Annotated in this window: 15 protein-coding genes, 1 pseudogene and 1 riboswitch; of the genes and pseudogenes, 10 read left to right on the forward strand and 6 right to left on the reverse strand. The window is 72.5% G+C overall.

The annotated features are described in order from the left end of the window. The gene (locus ACH5HR_RS05460; RefSeq protein ID WP_416476648.1) at positions 1-2,256 is read right to left on the reverse strand and encodes an ATP-binding SpoIIE family protein phosphatase; all 2,256 of its coding nucleotides are present in this window, start codon (positions 2,254-2,256) and stop codon (positions 1-3) included. A gap of 114 nt (positions 2,257-2,370) precedes the next feature. On the opposite strand from ACH5HR_RS05460, the gene ACH5HR_RS05465 reads away from it, so the two are divergent. Then, entirely contained in the window at positions 2,371-2,793 is a 423-nt protein-coding gene (locus tag ACH5HR_RS05465) for an STAS domain-containing protein (protein ID WP_402373515.1), read from the forward strand. A gap of 64 nt (positions 2,794-2,857) precedes the next feature. Here ACH5HR_RS05465 and fbaA read toward each other — a convergent pair whose 3' ends face one another. From fbaA to ACH5HR_RS05480, 3 genes are all read right to left on the reverse strand, one after another. Beyond that, positions 2,858-3,877 carry a class II fructose-bisphosphate aldolase gene (fbaA, locus tag ACH5HR_RS05470; protein ID WP_402373512.1) on the reverse strand — a complete coding sequence of 340 codons (1,020 nt, stop codon included), beginning with the start codon at positions 3,875-3,877 and terminating at the stop codon, positions 2,858-2,860. Between the two features lie 160 nt (positions 3,878-4,037). Beyond that, positions 4,038-4,682 (reverse strand): TrmH family RNA methyltransferase, encoded by a 645-nt coding sequence (locus ACH5HR_RS05475; protein WP_416476649.1) that lies wholly within the window; start codon positions 4,680-4,682, stop codon positions 4,038-4,040. Beyond that, entirely contained in the window at positions 4,675-5,649 is a 975-nt protein-coding gene (locus ACH5HR_RS05480; protein WP_416476650.1) for a DUF368 domain-containing protein, read from the reverse strand. The genes ACH5HR_RS05475 and ACH5HR_RS05480 overlap by 8 nt, the downstream gene beginning before the upstream one ends. 29 nt (positions 5,650-5,678) lie before the next feature. Here ACH5HR_RS05480 and ACH5HR_RS05485 point away from each other — a divergent pair, with 29 nt between their 5' ends. Further along, complete coding sequence (locus ACH5HR_RS05485; protein WP_402373504.1) at positions 5,679-6,455, forward strand: HAD-IIA family hydrolase; 777 nt, start codon at positions 5,679-5,681, stop codon at positions 6,453-6,455. 111 nt (positions 6,456-6,566) lie between these two features. Here ACH5HR_RS05485 and pyrE read toward each other — a convergent pair. Then, a pseudogene (gene pyrE / locus ACH5HR_RS05490) lies at positions 6,567-7,166 on the reverse strand (orotate phosphoribosyltransferase); the annotation flags it as partial. 186 nt (positions 7,167-7,352) lie between these two features. On the opposite strand from pyrE, the gene ACH5HR_RS05495 reads away from it, so the two are divergent. The 3 genes from ACH5HR_RS05495 to ACH5HR_RS05505 are packed head-to-tail and all read left to right on the forward strand — an operon-like array spanning position 7,353 to position 10,223. Continuing rightward, entirely contained in the window at positions 7,353-8,315 is a 963-nt protein-coding gene (locus ACH5HR_RS05495) for an efflux ABC transporter ATPase subunit, DrrA-related (RefSeq protein ID WP_416476652.1), read from the forward strand. Next, positions 8,312-9,136, forward strand: a complete 825-nt coding sequence (locus tag ACH5HR_RS05500; protein ID WP_416476654.1) for an ABC transporter permease — start codon at positions 8,312-8,314, stop codon at positions 9,134-9,136. The genes ACH5HR_RS05495 and ACH5HR_RS05500 overlap by 4 nt, the downstream gene beginning before the upstream one ends. 55 nt (positions 9,137-9,191) lie before the next feature. Beyond that, positions 9,192-10,223, forward strand: coding sequence for a TetR/AcrR family transcriptional regulator (locus tag ACH5HR_RS05505; protein WP_416476656.1), 1,032 nt, complete (start codon positions 9,192-9,194; stop codon positions 10,221-10,223). Between the two features lie 35 nt (positions 10,224-10,258). On the opposite strand, the gene ACH5HR_RS05510 is transcribed toward ACH5HR_RS05505, so the two are convergent. After that, on the reverse strand, positions 10,259-11,032 hold the full coding sequence (locus tag ACH5HR_RS05510) for an SDR family NAD(P)-dependent oxidoreductase (RefSeq protein ID WP_416476658.1): 774 nt from the start codon (positions 11,030-11,032) through the stop codon (positions 10,259-10,261). 30 nt (positions 11,033-11,062) lie between these two features. On the opposite strand from ACH5HR_RS05510, the gene ACH5HR_RS05515 reads away from it, so the two are divergent. The 5 genes from ACH5HR_RS05515 (at position 11,063) to ACH5HR_RS05535 (ending at position 15,785) form a co-directional block, all read left to right on the forward strand. Beyond that, on the forward strand, positions 11,063-11,863 hold the full coding sequence (locus ACH5HR_RS05515) for an exodeoxyribonuclease III (RefSeq protein ID WP_416476659.1): 801 nt from the start codon (positions 11,063-11,065) through the stop codon (positions 11,861-11,863). Between the two features lie 43 nt (positions 11,864-11,906). Continuing rightward, complete coding sequence (locus ACH5HR_RS05520; protein WP_416476660.1) at positions 11,907-12,659, forward strand: septum formation family protein; 753 nt, start codon at positions 11,907-11,909, stop codon at positions 12,657-12,659. 325 nt (positions 12,660-12,984) lie between these two features. Beyond that, a riboswitch (cyclic di-AMP (ydaO/yuaA leader) is annotated at positions 12,985-13,134 on the forward strand. A gap of 1 nt (position 13,135) precedes the next feature. Further along, complete coding sequence (locus ACH5HR_RS05525; protein WP_416476661.1) at positions 13,136-14,005, forward strand: C40 family peptidase; 870 nt, start codon at positions 13,136-13,138, stop codon at positions 14,003-14,005. Positions 14,006-14,193: 188 nt separating this feature from the next. Next, complete coding sequence (locus ACH5HR_RS05530; RefSeq protein WP_416476662.1) at positions 14,194-14,907, forward strand: ABC transporter ATP-binding protein; 714 nt, start codon at positions 14,194-14,196, stop codon at positions 14,905-14,907. Further along, positions 14,907-15,785, forward strand: coding sequence for a hypothetical protein (locus tag ACH5HR_RS05535; protein WP_402373480.1), 879 nt, complete (start codon positions 14,907-14,909; stop codon positions 15,783-15,785). Before ACH5HR_RS05530 ends, ACH5HR_RS05535 begins: the two co-directional genes overlap by 1 nt. Positions 15,786-15,862 lie beyond the last annotated feature (77 nt).

Below are 15,862 nucleotides of genomic sequence, written 5' to 3' on the forward strand. Positions count from 1 at the left end.
TCAACCGGGCAGCGGCGCCGAGCTCTCCGGCTCGGTCGGCTGCGGCCGCAGCTTCGCCCACACCAGCTTGCCGGAGCCCGCCGGGCGCCAGCCCCAGTCCGCCAGCCGCTCGACGATCTGCATGCCGAACCCGCCGACCCGGTTCGGGTGCCCGTCCGTGGCCACCGGCGGTGCCGGGTTGGCGTCCTCCACCTCGATCCGCAGACCGTCGCCCGTGTCGAAGAGCCGCAGCGCGATGTTGCCCCATCCGTGCAGCACGCCGTTCGCCACGAGCTCGGAGACGACCAGCTCGGCAGCGGCCGACTCCGACAGCCCCCAGGCCTGGCAGGTGCGCAGCACCGCGTGCCTCGCCCGCCCGATCGACGCCGGCTCGCTCGGCAGCAGCCAGCGCCGCGAGCGCGGGCTCAGGGCCGTCACCTGGGCGTCCTGCACCGGGTCCGGGACCCGCACGACCACGATCGCCACGTCGTCCTCCGGCGAGTCGGCGAGCCGGGAGAGCAGCTCCTCGCCGACGCCCGCGGCGTCCCGCGCCGTGATGCGGGCCGACATCTCCACCAGGGTGTCCAGGCCGACCTTCAGCGACCGGTCGCGGCGCTCGATGAGGCCGTCCGTGTAGAAGAGCAGGATGTCGCCGCGGTGCAGCACCTCGCGGCCCGTCGTCCGGGTCGTGTTGCCGAACCCGACGAGCGAACCGCCCGCTCCCGAGAGCTGGCGGACGTCGCCGTCGCGCAGCAGCAGCGGCGGCAGGTGCCCGGCGCGGGTGTACTCGACCGACCACGAGTCGTCGTCGGCCACGTGCCGCAGCGTGGCGTAGACCATCGAGGCGGGGCGCGGGACGCGCATCCCGGCGACGAGCTGGTCGACACGGTCGAGCACGGTCCCGGGCGTCGTCAGCTCGTAGGCGTAGGCGCGCACCACCGACCGGAGCTGACCCATCGCGGCCGCGGCCTCGACGTCGTGCCCGACGACGTCACCGATGACGAGGCCGACCGTGCCGTCCGTGATCTGCAGGACGTCGTACCAGTCGCCGCCCACCTGGGCGTGCTCCGCGTTGGGCGCGTAGTAGGTCCACACGTCGAGGCCCGAGACGTCGGCCTGCTCGGGGAGCATGGCACGCTGCAGCGCCTCGGCCAGGCGGTGCTCGCGGGCGTACAGGCGGGCGTTGTCGATCGCCGTGCCGGCGCGGCGGGCGACGACCTCGACGACGGTGAAGATGTGCTCGGGCCCGGGTTCCGACCAGCCGCCGACGTCGGCGGACCCCGGCCCCCGGGCGGCGTCCCCGTGCCACGTCACCAGCAGGCCCAGCACGCGGCGTCGGCCCGCCACGGCGTGCACGACGACGGAGCGGGGCACGACGCCGGACTCCTCCACGACGCGGTGCACCAGGTCGCGGCGCAGCCAGCCGGACGCGGAGTGCGGGCCGTAGGACCCGCTGAGGTCGAGCCGGACCGGGCCCTCCACGACGCCGTCGAGCAGCTCCTGGACGTGGTCCACCGAGGGCGAGCTCTCCGGCGTGCGGGCGCTCCCGTCCGTGCCGCCCGCCGGTTCCTGCGGCGGCACGTCACCGTTCAGGTCGTCGGTGTGCCAGGTCTCCGGCACGTATCTGGTGTGACGGCGGCCGCGGCCGGACGGCGGCGACGCGACGTCGACCCCCTCGGCGTGCTGCAGGCCGTCGTCGTTGAGGTAGAAGCTGCTCCACGGCACGATCGAGCGCAGCAGGTCCGCGATGTCCCGCAGCGCGTACGGGTACTCCAGATCGCCCAGGAGCTCCGTCGTCTGGGCGATGAGGTCCAGATCGGCGCGCTGGCGGCGCTCGACCTCCAGGGAGGCGAGCTGGGCCGCCTGCTGGTCGACGTACTCCGAGACGTCGGTCGTGATCCCGACCCAGCGCACCTCCTCGCCCTCGGCGTGCGCCATCGGCGTGACGTCCACCTGGAGCCAGCTGACGCCGCCGTCCCGCTTGCGCGCGCTGACGATGCGACGCATCGAGCGCCCCGCGGCCAGGTCGGCCTGCGCCGCGGCACGGTTCGGGTCGTCCTCGACGAGCGCCAGGAGCGGGTGCGGCCCCAGCATCCGCAGCCCGTCGACACCCACGCCGACGAGCCGCTCGAACGCGTCGTTGACCCAGATCACCGGCATGCCGGTCTCCCAGGGGCCCGTGACGAAGGCGGGGACGGTGGTCGTGGTGATCGCGACGGCGAGCTGCTCGCCGGAAACGGGCGCCGCGATCGACGGATGGTGGGGCAAATCGGTCATCAGCCCTCCGTTTCCGACGTGTCGCGGCGAAGTTGGTGCATTCGATGCACATTCAACCGTAGATTGGTGTCCGCTGAGACCCGAGAAGAGCAAGCAGCTCGAGGAAGGAGCACCGTGCAGGAGGGATCGAACGCGACGCCGAGCACCCCCACGTCCGGCGACGGCACGGAGCACACCGCTCCCCAGATCGGTGACCCGGCGAGCATCCACGTCATCGTGGGCACGTCCCGGGCACGCGTGGTCCTCTCGGGCGAGATCGACGCCGACGTCAGCGCAGAGCTCGGCGAGGCGATCTCCGACGCCGAGGCCTCCGGCCTCCCGGTGGAGCTCGACGCGCACCACGTCACCTTCATGGACTCCTCCGGGGTCGCGTTCCTGGCACGCCTGGCATCCCGGAGCCCCCACAAGGTGCGGGTGCTGCGCGCACCGCCCACCGTGCGGTTCCTCCTCGAGGTGACGCGCATCGGCGAGCTGCTCGAGATCGTGGACGAGGACCCCGGCGTCGACCTGGACATCACCACCGCCGGCCCTCGATGACGCACGACGCCCCTCCGCCGGGTCACCGGCGAAGGGGCGTCGTGCACGCTCCCTCAGGAGAGGGTCACATCTTGTGCCCGGCCGAGCGCAGCCACTGGCAGGCCTCGACGATGCGGGCGGCCATGCCGGCCTCGGCCAGCTTGCCCCACGCGCGCGGGTCGTAGGCCTTCTTGTTGCCGACCTCGCCGTCGACCTTCAGGACGCCGTCGTAGTTGGTGAAGAAGTGACCCGCCACCGGACGCGAGAACGCGTACTGGGTGTCGGTGTCGATGTTCATCTTGATGACGCCGTTGTCGACCGCCGTGGCGACCTCCTCGGCGGTGGAGCCCGACCCGCCGTGGAACACGAGGTCGAACGGGTTCTCCTGGCCGATCTCGGCGCCCACGGCCTGCTGGATCTCCGCGAGGATCTCCGGGCGCAGCTTGACCGCACCGGGCTTGTACACGCCGTGCACGTTGCCGAACGTGAGGGCCGTCAGGTAGCGGCCCTTCTCGCCGGCACCGAGGGCGCGGACCGTGGCCAGGCCGTCCTCGACCGTCGTGTAGAGCTTCTCGTTGATCTCCGCCACGTGGCCGTCCTCCTCGCCACCGACGACGCCGATCTCGACCTCGAGGATGGTGCGCGCGGCCTGCGACAGCTCGAGCAGCTCCTCGGCGATGACGAGGTTCTCCTCCAGCGGGATGTCCGAGCCGTCGAACATGTGCGACTGGAAGGTCGGGTTCTTGCCGGCCTTGACCTGCTCCGCCTCGAGGGCGAGCAGCGGGCGGACCCAGGAGTCGAGGTTCTTCTTGACGCAGTGGTCGGTGTGGATCGCGATGTTGACGGGGTAGTTCTTCGCGACCTCGGCGGCGTACGCGGCGAGGGCCAGCGAGCCGGTGACCCGGTCCTTGATCGTGGCGCCCGACGCGTACTCGCCGCCGCCCACGGAGACCTGGATGATGCCGTCCGACTCCGCCTCGGCGAAGCCCTGGAGCGCGGCGGTGACGGTCTGCGACGAGGTGATGTTGACGGCGGGGTAGGCGAACTTGCCGGCCTTCGCCCGGTCGATCATCTCGGCGTAGACCTCGGGGGTTGCGATAGGCATCTGCGGTACTCCAATGAGGGAACGTACGAGGAACGCAGGCGGGCGGTGACACACCCTCGCTGGTGGCTGGCGGCCTCCTGGGCCCACATGCACCCGGATTTTCTCATGACCGGGTCATGGGCGTCACATCCGGGCTCGCAGAGCGAGACGGTCGCCCGCGTCACGCGTGCTGCAACGCCCAGGAGTGCATCGCGATCGCGGCCGCCGCACCGGCGTTCAGGGAGCGTGTGGAGCCGTGCTGGGTGATGTGGACGACGACGTCGCACGCCGCCTGGGCCTCGGGCGTCAGCCCGCTCGACTCCTGACCGAACAGCAGCACGCAGCGGGCGGGCAGGTCCCGACGCTCCAGCGGGACGGAACCCGGCACGTTGTCGACGCCGACGATCGGCAGCCGCTCCCCCTGCGGGCCTGCACCTGCCGCCCAGGCGACCAGCGCCGCCGCGTCCGGGTGGTGGTCCACGTGCAGGTAGCGGTCGGTGACCATCGCGCCCCGACGGTTCCACCGCCGTCGGCCCACGATGTGCACCCCGGCGACGTTGAACGCGTTGGCCGTACGCACCACGGAACCGATGTTGAGGTCGTGCGCCCAGTTCTCGATCGCCACGTGCAGGAACGCGTCGGTGGCGCGGCGGTGGTCCAGGTCCGCGACGATCGCCTCGACGGTCCAGTACCGGTAACGGTCGACGACGTTGCGGCGGTCGCCGTGGGCGAGCAGCTCGGGGTCGTACCGGGGGTCGTCCGGCAGCTCGCCGGGCCAGGGCCCCACGCCGACCCGCTCGCCGGCGGGCTCACCGGCGTCAGGCATGCTCCTCGCTCCGCGACGACTCCCACCAGATCGCGGCGCCGACGACGGCGGCACCCGCCACGGCGAGCAGGGCCGGCCCGACGACGGTACCGGCGCCCGGCGGGGCGAGGAGGCCCTGGTCGGCGTCCTGCCACGGCCACAGCGCCCGCAGGGAGCCGATCATGAGCCCCGCCAGGACCGCCATGGTGACCTGCCGGCGATGATCCAGGAGCCAGTGCAGCAGCTTGACGAAGCTCGCCAGGCCGACCACGGCGCCGAGGGCGAACGCACCGACGAACGCCAGGTCGCGGTCCTGGACCGCCTGCTGCACGGGCACGTAGAGCCCCATGACCAGGAGCAGCGTCGATCCGGACACGCCGGGCAGCACGAGCGCGTTGATGGCGATGGCCGCACCGACGAAGACGTACCAGAGGGAGGGCTCGGCGACCTCGGCAGGAGGCAGGCCCACCAGGAAGAACCCGACCACGACGGACGGCACGAGGATCGCGCCGTCGAGCAGGCGGAAGCGGTGCGGCATCATCCGCAGCGGGACGACGACCGCCACCGCGATCATGCCGAAGAACAGCGCTCGCATCATGACGGGGTGGGACTCGACGAGCGGGGCGACGACGCTCAGCGAGACGAGCAGGAAGACGGCCATGCCCACCAGGACCGGGAGCAGGAAGCGCCAGTCCACCGCCCGCAACGCCCGGCCGGCCGGGCGGAGCCCCTTGCCCTGCGCGACACCCTGGACCAGCTCCCGACCCGCGTGCACCACCTGGTTCGCGCCCGTCAGCAACCGGTCGTAGAGGCCGGTCACCAGGGCGATGGTGCCGCCGGAGATCCCGGGCACGGACTCGGCCATCCCCACGAACCCGCCACGCAGGGCGAGCCCGGGCGCCGCCCGCCACGTGGTGCCTGCAGGAGGGACGGCGTGGCGGCGCACGGCGCCGGAGTGCGTCGGGGGTTCGTGGGCCTCGTCAGTCACGGGACGAAGCCTACGGCTACGGTGTGCCCATGACGGACCGACAGATCGAGTGCTGGCTCACCGACATGGACGGCGTCCTCGTGCACGAGGGCGAGGCGATCCCCGGCGCCGCGGAGTTCATCGCGACGCTGCGCGACGCGGGGCGACCATTCCTCGTCCTGACGAACAACTCGATCTTCACGGCACGCGACCTGGCGGCCCGGTTGTCCCGCTCCGGCATCGAGGTGCCGGAGTCGGCGATCTGGACGTCCGCCCTCGCGACCGCCAAGTTCCTGGCCGACCAGGTGCCGAACGGCTCCGCCTACGCCATCGGCGAGGCCGGCCTGACCACGGCGCTGCACGCGGCCGGCTACACCCTCACCGAGACCGACCCGGACTACGTGGTGCTCGGTGAGACGCGCACCTACTCGTTCGAGGCGATCACCAAGGCGATCCGGCTCATCAAGGGCGGCGCGCGGTTCATCGCGACCAACCCGGACACGACCGGGCCGTCCACGGAAGGGCCGTTGCCGGCCACCGGTGCCGTCGCCGCGATGATCACCGCGGCGACGGACCGCTCGCCGTACTACGTGGGCAAGCCGAACCCGATGATGTTCCGCTCGGCCCTCAACCGCATCGACGCCCACTCGGAGACGACGGCGATGATCGGCGACCGCATGGACACCGACGTCGTGGCGGGCATCGAGGCCGGGCTGGAGACGTTCCTCGTGCTCACCGGCTCGACCGCGCGGGACGAGGTCGACCACCACCCGTTCCGCCCGTCGCACGTGGTCGACTCGATCGCGGATCTCATCGCCCGCGTCTGACCCACCCCGCCACTTTGTTGTGGGCGCGATTTCTGGCCCGAATCGCCTCGATTGCCCGGCTTGAGGCCCCCCGCAGCCCGCCCCCAACCCCACGGGCCCGCGGGGCGCTCGGCTGAGGCCGAGGTCGTCCAGGTCGAAGAGGTAGTGGTACGGCACGCCGAGGGCCTCGATCTTCTCCCCCGCCCCGGTCGCACGGTCGACGATCGTCGCGCAGCCGAGCACCTCGGCACCCGCCGCGCGCAGCGCCTCGATCGCGGTGATGGGTGACCCGCCCGTCGTGGTGGTGTCCTCCAGCACGACGACCTTGCGGCCCGCGACCTCGGGCCCCTCGATCTGCCGCTGCATGCCGTGCGTCTTGGCCGACTTGCGCACGACGAACGCGTCGAGATCCTGCCCGCGCGACGCCGCGGCGTGCAGGAGCGCGTCGGCGATGGGGTCGGCGCCGAGCGTGAGGCCGCCGACGGCGTCGACCTCGGCCGTACCCAGCCCGACCTCCTCGAGGCGGTCCAGCAGCACGTGCCCCACGAGCGGGGCCGCCCGGTGGTGCAGCGTGATGCGGCGCAGGTCGACGTAGTAGTCGGCCTCCGCACCGGAGGAGAGAGTCACCTTCCCGTGCACGACGGCGAGCTCCTTGACGAGCTCGAGCAGCTGCTCACGGGGGGTCGGGGAGAAGTCCGCGGAAGTCACGGCACCAGGGTACGCGGGCCGCATCCTCTCCCACGGCGCACGGCCGCGCCCTCGACACGGGCGCACTACCTCGCGCTGGCGGGGCACTACCTCGGCTGGCGACCTCGGCGATGTGCGGGGCACACACGGTGTATGGCCAACACTACGTGTATGCCATACACTCATGTACGGCATACACAGTCCTGAGGAGGCACCGCCGTGAACCCACCGATGATCGAGACCCGAGGGCTCCGCAAGTCCTACGGGCACCACCCCGTCCTGCGCGGCGTCGACCTGACGGTCCGCCGCGGCGAGATCTTCGCCCTGCTCGGCGCGAACGGCGCCGGCAAGACCACCACCGTCAACATCCTCACCACGCTGCTGCGGCCGGACGGCGGCACCGCCGCCGTCGCGGGCGCCGACGTGGTCCGCGAGGCCGCGACCGTCCGCCGTCGGATCGCGCTGACCGGGCAGTACGCCTCGGTGGACGAGTTCTCCACCGGGACCGAGAACCTCGTGATGATGGCCGACCTGGCCCACCTGCCCCGGCGTGCCGTCCGCCGCCGTGCCACCGAGCTGCTGGACAGGTTCGACCTCGCCGACGCCGGCCGGCGCAAGGTCGCCACCTACTCCGGCGGCATGCGGCGCCGGCTCGACCTGGCGATCAGCCTCGTCGCCGACCCGGACGTCCTGGTGCTCGACGAGCCGACGACAGGACTCGACCCGGCCTCGCGCTCCCAGCTCTGGGAGGTGGTCCGCGGGCTCGCCGCCGACGGCACCACCGTGCTGCTCACGACCCAGTACCTGGAGGAGGCCGACCGCCTCGCGGACACCATCGCCGTGCTGGCCGACGGCCAGGTCGCCGCCCGCGGGACCGCCACCGAGCTCAAGACGCTGGTCTCCGGCGAGCACGTCCGCGTCACGTTCGACGACGCGACGAGCCTCGCCGCCGCGCGCGACGTCACGTTCGTCGGCATGCCCGGGCTCGACGGCGCCGAGACCGACCACCGGACCCTCGCGCTGACCATCCCCAGCATCGAGCCCGTGCGGACGATCCGTGCCGTGCTCGACCGCGCCGACGCCGGCGGCCTCGCCGTCTCCGGCGTGAGCGTCGTGAAGCCGACGCTCGACGACGTCTTCCTCGCCCTGACCCAGCAGCCCGCCCACCAGCCCGCACCGGAGGCCGCACGATGACCACCACGACGCCGGCCGCACCGCCAGCGGCCTCGACAGCACCGACCCGCCGCAGCCCGCACCGCCACGCCCCGCTGCGCGACGTCGCGACGATGTCCTGGCGCGAGGCCCGCCGCAGCATCCGCTCGGTCGACGGCATCATCACCGCCTTCGCCCTGCCCGTCCTGATCATGGTCGTGTTCGTCGTCATCTTCGGCGGCGCGATCAGCGGCGGCAGCGGCTCGTACATCGACTACGTGGTGCCCGGGGTGCTCATCATGTGCCTCGGGATGAACTCCGCGACGGCGGCGGCCGCCGTCGCGCAGGACATGACCTCCGGCACCATCGACCGGTTCAAGACCCTGCCGATCTTCTCGCCGTCGGTGCTGTGGGGGCACGTCGTCGCGAGCGTCGTGCGCAACCTCGCCTCCGCCGTCCTCGTCGTGCTCGTCGCCCTCGCCCTCGGGTTCCGGCCCGACGCCGGCCCGGCAGGCTGGCTCGGGCTGGTCGCCTTCGCGACGTTCGCGATCGTCACGTTCACCTGGATCAGTGCCGTCCTCGGACTGGTGATGAGCGTGGACTCGGCGCCGTCGCTCAACATGCTCTTCCTGTTCGTGCCGTACCTCAGCTCGGGCTTCGTGCCGGTGGAGACCATGCCCGACTGGCTGCACGGGTTCGCCGAGAACCAGCCGTTCACGCCGATCATCGAGACGGTGCGCGGCCTGCTGATGGGGAACCTCGAGACGTCCACGCTCCTGGTGGCATGCGCCTGGCTCGCCGGGTTCCTCGCGCTCAGCCTGGTGGCGGGGTCGCTGCTCTACCGCCGGCGCACTGCCCGGTGACACCCACGTCGCCGGCGGTCGCCCCCGGTGGGCGGCCGTCGGCGATGATGTCCCCATGACGGACGCACCCGAGCTCCCTCCCCGCCTCGCCCTCGCGTGGGGGGTCGCCGAACGCCCGGAGCGCGCACCCCGGCGCGAGCTGAGCATCGAGCGCATCGTGGCCGCCGCCGTCGAGATCGCGGACGCCGACGGGCTCGGCGCCGTCTCGATGGCTCGCGTCGCCAAGAGCCTCGGCTTCACCACGATGTCGCTGTACCGGCACGTCACCAGCAAGGACGACCTGCTGCTGCTCATGCAGGAGTCGGTGATCGGCGCCGAGTTCCCGCCTGCGCACGAACCGGCCGACTGGCGCGCCGAGCTGAGCGAGTGGGCGCTGTTCACCCTGGAGATCTTCCGGCAGCACGGATGGGTGCTCGACATCCCCGTCACCGGCGCACCCATGACGCCGAACAACCTGCGCGCCACGGACGCCGGGCTGCGCGCGCTGCGGTCCACGCCGCTCGCGGACGGCGAGAAGATCGCGGCGCTCCTCCTGGTCAGCGGGTACGTGCGCAACGCTGCCCTGCTGGCCCGCGACCTCGACCGGGCGATCGCGGATGCGGGCGGCGACCAGGGGGCCACCGGCGTCGCGTACGCCGAAGCCCTGGCCGAGCTCGTCGACGAGGTCCGCTTCCCGTACCTGCGCCCGCTCGTCGAGCACGGCACGTACGTGAACCAGCCGGGCGGCCTCGACGAGGTGGACGACATCCGCTGGGGCCTGGACCGGACGCTCGACGGCCTCGCCGTCCTCATCGACGCACGCTCCGCCGATGCCGGGGGCCACTGCACCGGGGCAGACGGCGTCGCACCGCCGTCGGGCACCGACACGGGGGATGGCGACACCCTCACCGAGGAGGCCGCCGAGCGGGCGCGGGTCTACGCGGGCGACCCCAAGGTCAAGAAGGCGGCGACCAAGCGCAAGGACGCCGAGCGCAAGGTGCGCGAGGCTCGCAAGAGGCTCCGCGAGCTGGAGAAGGCCGAGCAGGCCGCCCGCAAGGTCGAGGCCGAGGCCGCGCACCAGGCGGCGGACCGCGCCGCCCGGCAGTAGGCCTCAGCCCGGCAGCACGTCAGCCCGGGAGGGTCTCAGCGCTGTCGGCCGATCGCCCGCACCGCCGAGCGTGGCAGCACCCGAAGGAGCGCCGAGGCGGCCTTGTAGCGGACCGACGGCGTGGAGATGACCACGCCGCGACGGACGTCCGCGAGCGCCTGCGCGACGACGAAGGGCGCGTCGAGCCAGGCGGCGTCGGGCATCTGACTCATCGAGAGCCCGGCACGGTCGTGGAACTCGGTGTGCGTGTAGCCGGGGGAAAGCACGGTGGCGGTGACGCCGGAGCCCTGCAGCTCGACGGCGAGCCCTTCGGTGAAGGAACGCACGTAGGCCTTGGCGGCGGCGTACGTGCCGCCCGCGGTGAGGGCGGCGACGGAGCCGACGTTGAGGACGGCGCCACGCCCGCGGGTGGACATCTGCCCGACGGCGGCGTGGCTGAGCTGGACGACGGCGCGCACCATGACGTCGACGGCGTCCAGCTCGACGTCGACGTCCCCGCCGACGAACCGTTGCGCGGTGGCGAACCCGGCGTTGTTGACGAGCAGGCCCACGGGACGGCGGTCCTCGCCCGGCTCGTCCCCGGTGACGGCGAGCCGCTCGGCGACCCGGGCGACGTCGTCCGGGTCGGACAGGTCGGCGGGCAGGACCTCCACCTGGACCCCGGCGGCGGCGCGGATCTGCCCGGCCACCTGCTCGAGGCGCTCGGTGGTGCGCGCCACGAGCACGAGGTCGTGGCGTGCCGTGGCGAGCTGCCAGGCGAACTCCAGTCCGAGGCCGGCGGTGGCGCCGGTGACGAGCGCGGTTCCCATGAACGCACTCTATGGCCCTAGGGTGCGTGCGTGCGTATCGCCACGTGGAACGTCAACTCCCTGCGGACCCGGCTGGACCGCGTGCTGGCGTTCCTGGAGCGCTCGAGCATCGACGTGCTCGCGCTGCAGGAGACGAAGTGCCGCGACGACCAGCTCCCGGTGGCCCCGTTCGAGGCGGCGGGCTACGAGGTCGCGCACACGGGGTACCACCAGTGGAACGGTGTCGCGATGGTCTCCCGCGTGGGCCTGGAGGACGTCGCGACGTCGTTCGCCGACCAGCCGGCGTTCGGCAAGCCAGGCCAGGAGCCGCGGGTCGAGGCGCGCGCGATCGGCGCGACCTGTGGCGGCGTGCGGCTCTGGTCGCTCTACGTGCCGCACGGGCGTGCGCTGACGGACCCGCACTACGCGTACAAGCTCGCCTGGCTCGACGGGCTGCGCGCGGACGCCGCGGCGTGGCTGCAGGCCGACCCGAGGGCGCAGGTCGGCCTGCTGGGCGACTGGAACGTGATCCCCCGTGACACGGACGTGTGGGACGTGACCGCGTTCGAGGGGCACACGCACGTCTCCGCCCCGGAACGGGCGGCCTTCGCGGCGTTCGAGGAGGCCGGGTACACCGAGGTCACCCGCGAGCACCTGCCGGCCGAGCACACCTACACCTACTGGGACTACCAGCAGCTCGCGTTCCCGCGGAACCGCGGGATGCGCATCGACTTCGCCTACGCCTCGCCGGCGCTGCGCGACCGCGTCACGTCGGTGGCGATCGACCGGGACGAGCGGCGCGGCAAGGTCGCCAGCGACCACGTGCCGGTCGTGCTGGACCTCGCCGGTTGACCGCGGCGCCGGCAGATCGATCGACACGCTCTAGGTTGTTCCCATGACCGACGTTCCCGACCGCTCCGAGGACCCGCTGTTCGTCTCGCCCGGCCCGGGGCCGGCCGGGACGCCAGGCCCGGAGGGAACGCCGGGCCCGGAGGGGACGCCAGGCCCGGGGCACCGCGGGTCCGACGGCGGCACCCCGGCAGGCCGGTCCGCGGCGGTCCACCAGCCGGTCGTGCCCGAGGACCCGGCCGCGTACGGGGCGCGCTGGGGAGCTCCCGGCGGGCCGACGCCGGCCGACCGCGCCGCCGCCCGCCGTCGGGCACGGGTCTGGGTGTTCTCGGTGCTGGCCGTGGTGGTGCTGGTCGTGGCGGTGGCCGCGGGGGGTTCGTGGTGGGCGAACCGGGCGCACGACCGCGCGTGGGAGCCGGTGGCAGCCGACGTCGTCGAGCCGACCTCGGCTCACGCGGTCCAGCTCGTGCTGGGCTCGTGCGTGGCCGACATCCCGGGCTCGACGTCGGTGGACACGGTCGAGGTGGTCCCGTGCCGGGACGAGCACACGGCGCAGGTGGTGGGGCGGCACGACTCGGCGGCCGACGAGGTGTGGCCGGGCACCGACGTCGTGGTGGCGCGTGCCGCACGCGGGTGCACCCCGGAGCTGCTCGGTGCGGGAGCGAGAGGCTCCGACGACGTGGCCGACCTGACCTGGGTGCTGTGGACTCCCAGCGAGGAGTCGTGGGCCGAGGGCGACCGAGCAGGTCTGTGCGTCGGCGTCTGGCCCGCTCCCCGGACGGGCAGCCTGCTCGAGTGAGCCGAGATCGGCGCGCCTCGCCCCGAGTTGTGAAGGTCTCGGCATGACCTGCGAGAACGGTACCCCGCAGCCCTCGGATGGTGGCGCTCTCATCGGGCACTCGTGATATATCGGGCGTCGATCCGTCCCTGTGTGGCGAGAAATAGAGCGATTTGCCGTATCGAGGAGGAATGCGCCCGCCGACGCATTTCTTCACACCTTCTCCCCGAGTGGCCCCACAACCCATCGTTATCTGATTGTGATCTGCGAGGAACTCGCCGCTAGCGTGCCCGGGTCGCCCCATGTCCGGGGTGAACGGTCGGGCCGCAAGCCGAGTGCTGCCGGCGGCCCGACATCACCGAACCCACGGCAGCAGCGGGAGAACCACGTTCTTCGGGCGGACTCGTGCCGCCCTCGGGGTTAAGCCGTCTCACGACGGCGGGCCATCACTTCTCGGCCTCATCCGACAGCTCATCTCGCAGGCTGGAGAGGTCGCCATGTCAATGCACCACAGTGCTGCGCGCCCGCAGGGCGCCACCACCGCGCGCATGCCGCGCCTGCGACGCTCGACCGTCGCCATCGCCCTGTCCGCCGCGCTCGCCGGCGGCACCGTCGTCGCCGGAGCCGGGCAAGCGTCGGCAGCGCCCTCGCCCACCGCGGCGACCGTCTCGACGACACACCTGCCGACCGCCGGCCACGGCGTCATCACGGCCAAGAAGTCGAAGCCCGTCGTCAAGGCGTCGGTCTCGCGCAAGACCGCCAAGCAGGGCAAGGGCAAGACCCGCCCCAAGTTCACCGTGCAGGTCACGAAGGGCGGCGACGCCGTGAAGGGCCGCGTCCGGCTCTTCGTCGACGGCAAGAAGGTCAACGTCAAGAAGCTGAACAAGAACGGCATCGTGCGCATGAAGCCGCTCCTGAAGCGCTACGACGTGGGCAAGAACCGGATCCGCCTGACCGTGGTGCCCGCCAGGTCGACCGGGCTGGCCAAGGTCAAGAAGCACCGCACCATCACGCTCAAGGCGAAGCAGAGCCGCGGCGCCAAGGTCGTCAAGGTGGCCAACCGCTACGTCGGCCACCGCTACTCCTACGGCGGCACCAGCCCGTCGTCCGGGTTCGACTGCTCGGGCTTCACCTCGTACGTGTACAAGAAGGCGGTCGGCAAGAAGCTGCCGCGCACGACGTCCGCACAGAAGCGGGCCGGCAAGGCGGTCTCGCGGTCCAAGGCCCGCCCCGGCGACATCGTCTACACCCCGGGTCACGTCTCCATCTACGCCGGCAACGGCAGGATCATCGAGTCGGCGCGTCCCGGCGTCGGCGTCGTGAAGCGCAAGATGTGGCAGAACAACCCGACGTTCATCCGCATCTGAACCGTCCGGACGGCACGTCAGGCTGGGCCCGCACTCCCCCGGAGTGCGGGCCCAGCCCGTTCTGCCGCGAGGCCTCCACCAAAAGTCGTAGCCCACGTTCCCCCTCCCGCCAGAAGCGACGACGGCGTCGCCCCGGCCAGTCTGGAGGCACCGCACCGCACCGGCGCGGACACACGAGAGGGGAACACGTGCCCGCCATACAGATCACCGGCCTGCGCAAGTCGTACGGAACGTTCGACGCCGTGCAGGGCGTCGACCTCACGGTCGAGAGCGGACGCGTCGTCGGGCTGCTCGGCCCGAACGGCGCGGGCAAGACCACGACGCTGCACGTCCTGCTCGGCCTCGCCGCGCCCACCGCCGGCGAGGCCCTCGTCCAGGGCCGCCGTCACAGCGACCTCGACGACCCCGCGCGGACCGTCGGCGCGCTCCTCGACGCCGGGGGTCTGCACCCCGGACGCACCGGCCGCGACCACCTGCGCATCCTCGCCCTGGCCGGCGGGATACCGGCCCGCCGGGTCGACGACGTCCTGGAGATCGTCGGGATGACGCCCGCCGCCGACCGCCGCGTCCGCACCTACTCGCTGGGCATGCGGCAACGTCTGGGCCTCGCCGCGGCACTCCTCGGCGATCCCGGGATCCTCGTCCTCGACGAGCCCGCCAACGGCCTCGACCCCGCAGGTATGCGCTGGCTGCGCGAGATGCTGAGGTCCTTCGCCGACGGCGGTGGCGCCGTCCTGCTCGCCAGCCACGTCCTCGCCGAGGTCACCCAGGTGGCCGACGACGTCGTCGTGGTCGGCCAGGGCCGCGTCATCACCGCGGGCCCGCTCGACGAGCTCGTCCAGGACTCCTCCCTCGAGGACGTCTACCTCGACCTGACCGCCACCACCGCAGGAGTGCGCTGATGTTCCGTGCCGAGATGCTCAAGCTCCGTTCCACCCGCTCTCCCTGGGTCATCGGGATCGTCGCCGTCGCGGGCGCCGCGCTCGTCCAGGCCCTGACCATCCTGATGCCCCGTGTGCTCCAGGGCCTCGACGCGTTCGCGGCGTCCACCGGTTCCGCCGGGCCCTCGGCGGACCTGATGCCCGAGCTCGGCGCCCTGACCGACGTCGGCGACGCCACGGTCCAGCGCGGCATGCTCGACCTGCTCGGCAACGGCCCCTCGGGCACCGGCTCCGTCGGTGTCGTGACGCTCTGCCTGCTGATCCTGGGTGCGCTGGCGGGCACCACCGACTTCCGCACGGGCGGCATCGTCCCGACCGCTCTCGTGGTGCCCTCCCGCACCCGGATCCTGCTCGGCAAGGCGACCGCGACGGCGGTCGCAGCGCTGGTGATCGGCGTCGCGCTCGCACTCGTCTCAGCCCTCGGCCTCGCGACGGCCGTGCTGACCGCCCCGGGCGCCGAGCTGGCCGTCGGTGCCGATGAGATCCTCGGCATCTGGGCACGCGGCCTGGGCGTCCTCGTGGCGTTCACCTGGCTCGGCCTCGGCATCGGCGTCCTCGTGCGCGGACAGGTCGCGGCGATCGTCGTCGTGGTGGCGCTCGCGTTCGTCGAACCCATGGTCCAGGCGATCGTCGCGCTGCTGTCCGCCGGTGGGTCGTCGGCCATGTCGTGGCTGCCGCTGACCATCGGGGCGCTCGCCTCGGCCGGCCAGGGCGCCGGCGGCATGCTCGGCGGTACCGAGACGATCGGCGTGGCGGCCGCCCTCGCCGGGCTCGCGGCGTGGGTCGCCGTCGTGCTCGGCTCCGGAGCGGTGACGTTCCGCCGCCGCGACCTCCTCTGAGACCGCCCGGTCCGGAGGCACCCGGCCTGCGGGCCCGGTATCTCCGGCCGGTAGTCTCGGCCCCAGCACCCGACGGA

It is taken from the genome of Isoptericola maris (assembly GCF_048065335.1).
In the GTDB taxonomy this organism is placed as follows: domain Bacteria; phylum Actinomycetota; class Actinomycetes; order Actinomycetales; family Cellulomonadaceae; genus Isoptericola; species Isoptericola rhizosphaerae.

Coding starts and splice junctions, on each gene's coding strand:
- ACH5HR_RS05460 (WP_416476648.1), bottom strand. CDS start 2,256: ATGACCGATTTGCCCCACCATCCGTCGATCGCGGCGCCCGTTTCCGGC.
- fbaA (WP_402373512.1), bottom strand. CDS start 3,877: ATGCCTATCGCAACCCCCGAGGTCTACGCCGAGATGATCGACCGGGCG.
- ACH5HR_RS05475 (WP_416476649.1), bottom strand. CDS start 4,682: ATGCCTGACGCCGGTGAGCCCGCCGGCGAGCGGGTCGGCGTGGGGCCC.
- ACH5HR_RS05485 (WP_402373504.1), top strand. CDS start 5,679: ATGACGGACCGACAGATCGAGTGCTGGCTCACCGACATGGACGGCGTC.
- ACH5HR_RS05495 (WP_416476652.1), top strand. CDS start 7,353: ATGATCGAGACCCGAGGGCTCCGCAAGTCCTACGGGCACCACCCCGTC.
- ACH5HR_RS05500 (WP_416476654.1), top strand. CDS start 8,312: ATGACCACCACGACGCCGGCCGCACCGCCAGCGGCCTCGACAGCACCG.
- ACH5HR_RS05505 (WP_416476656.1), top strand. CDS start 9,192: ATGACGGACGCACCCGAGCTCCCTCCCCGCCTCGCCCTCGCGTGGGGG.
- ACH5HR_RS05510 (WP_416476658.1), bottom strand. CDS start 11,032: ATGGGAACCGCGCTCGTCACCGGCGCCACCGCCGGCCTCGGACTGGAG.
- ACH5HR_RS05520 (WP_416476660.1), top strand. CDS start 11,907: ATGACCGACGTTCCCGACCGCTCCGAGGACCCGCTGTTCGTCTCGCCC.
- ACH5HR_RS05525 (WP_416476661.1), top strand. CDS start 13,136: ATGTCAATGCACCACAGTGCTGCGCGCCCGCAGGGCGCCACCACCGCG.
- ACH5HR_RS05535 (WP_402373480.1), top strand. CDS start 14,907: ATGTTCCGTGCCGAGATGCTCAAGCTCCGTTCCACCCGCTCTCCCTGG.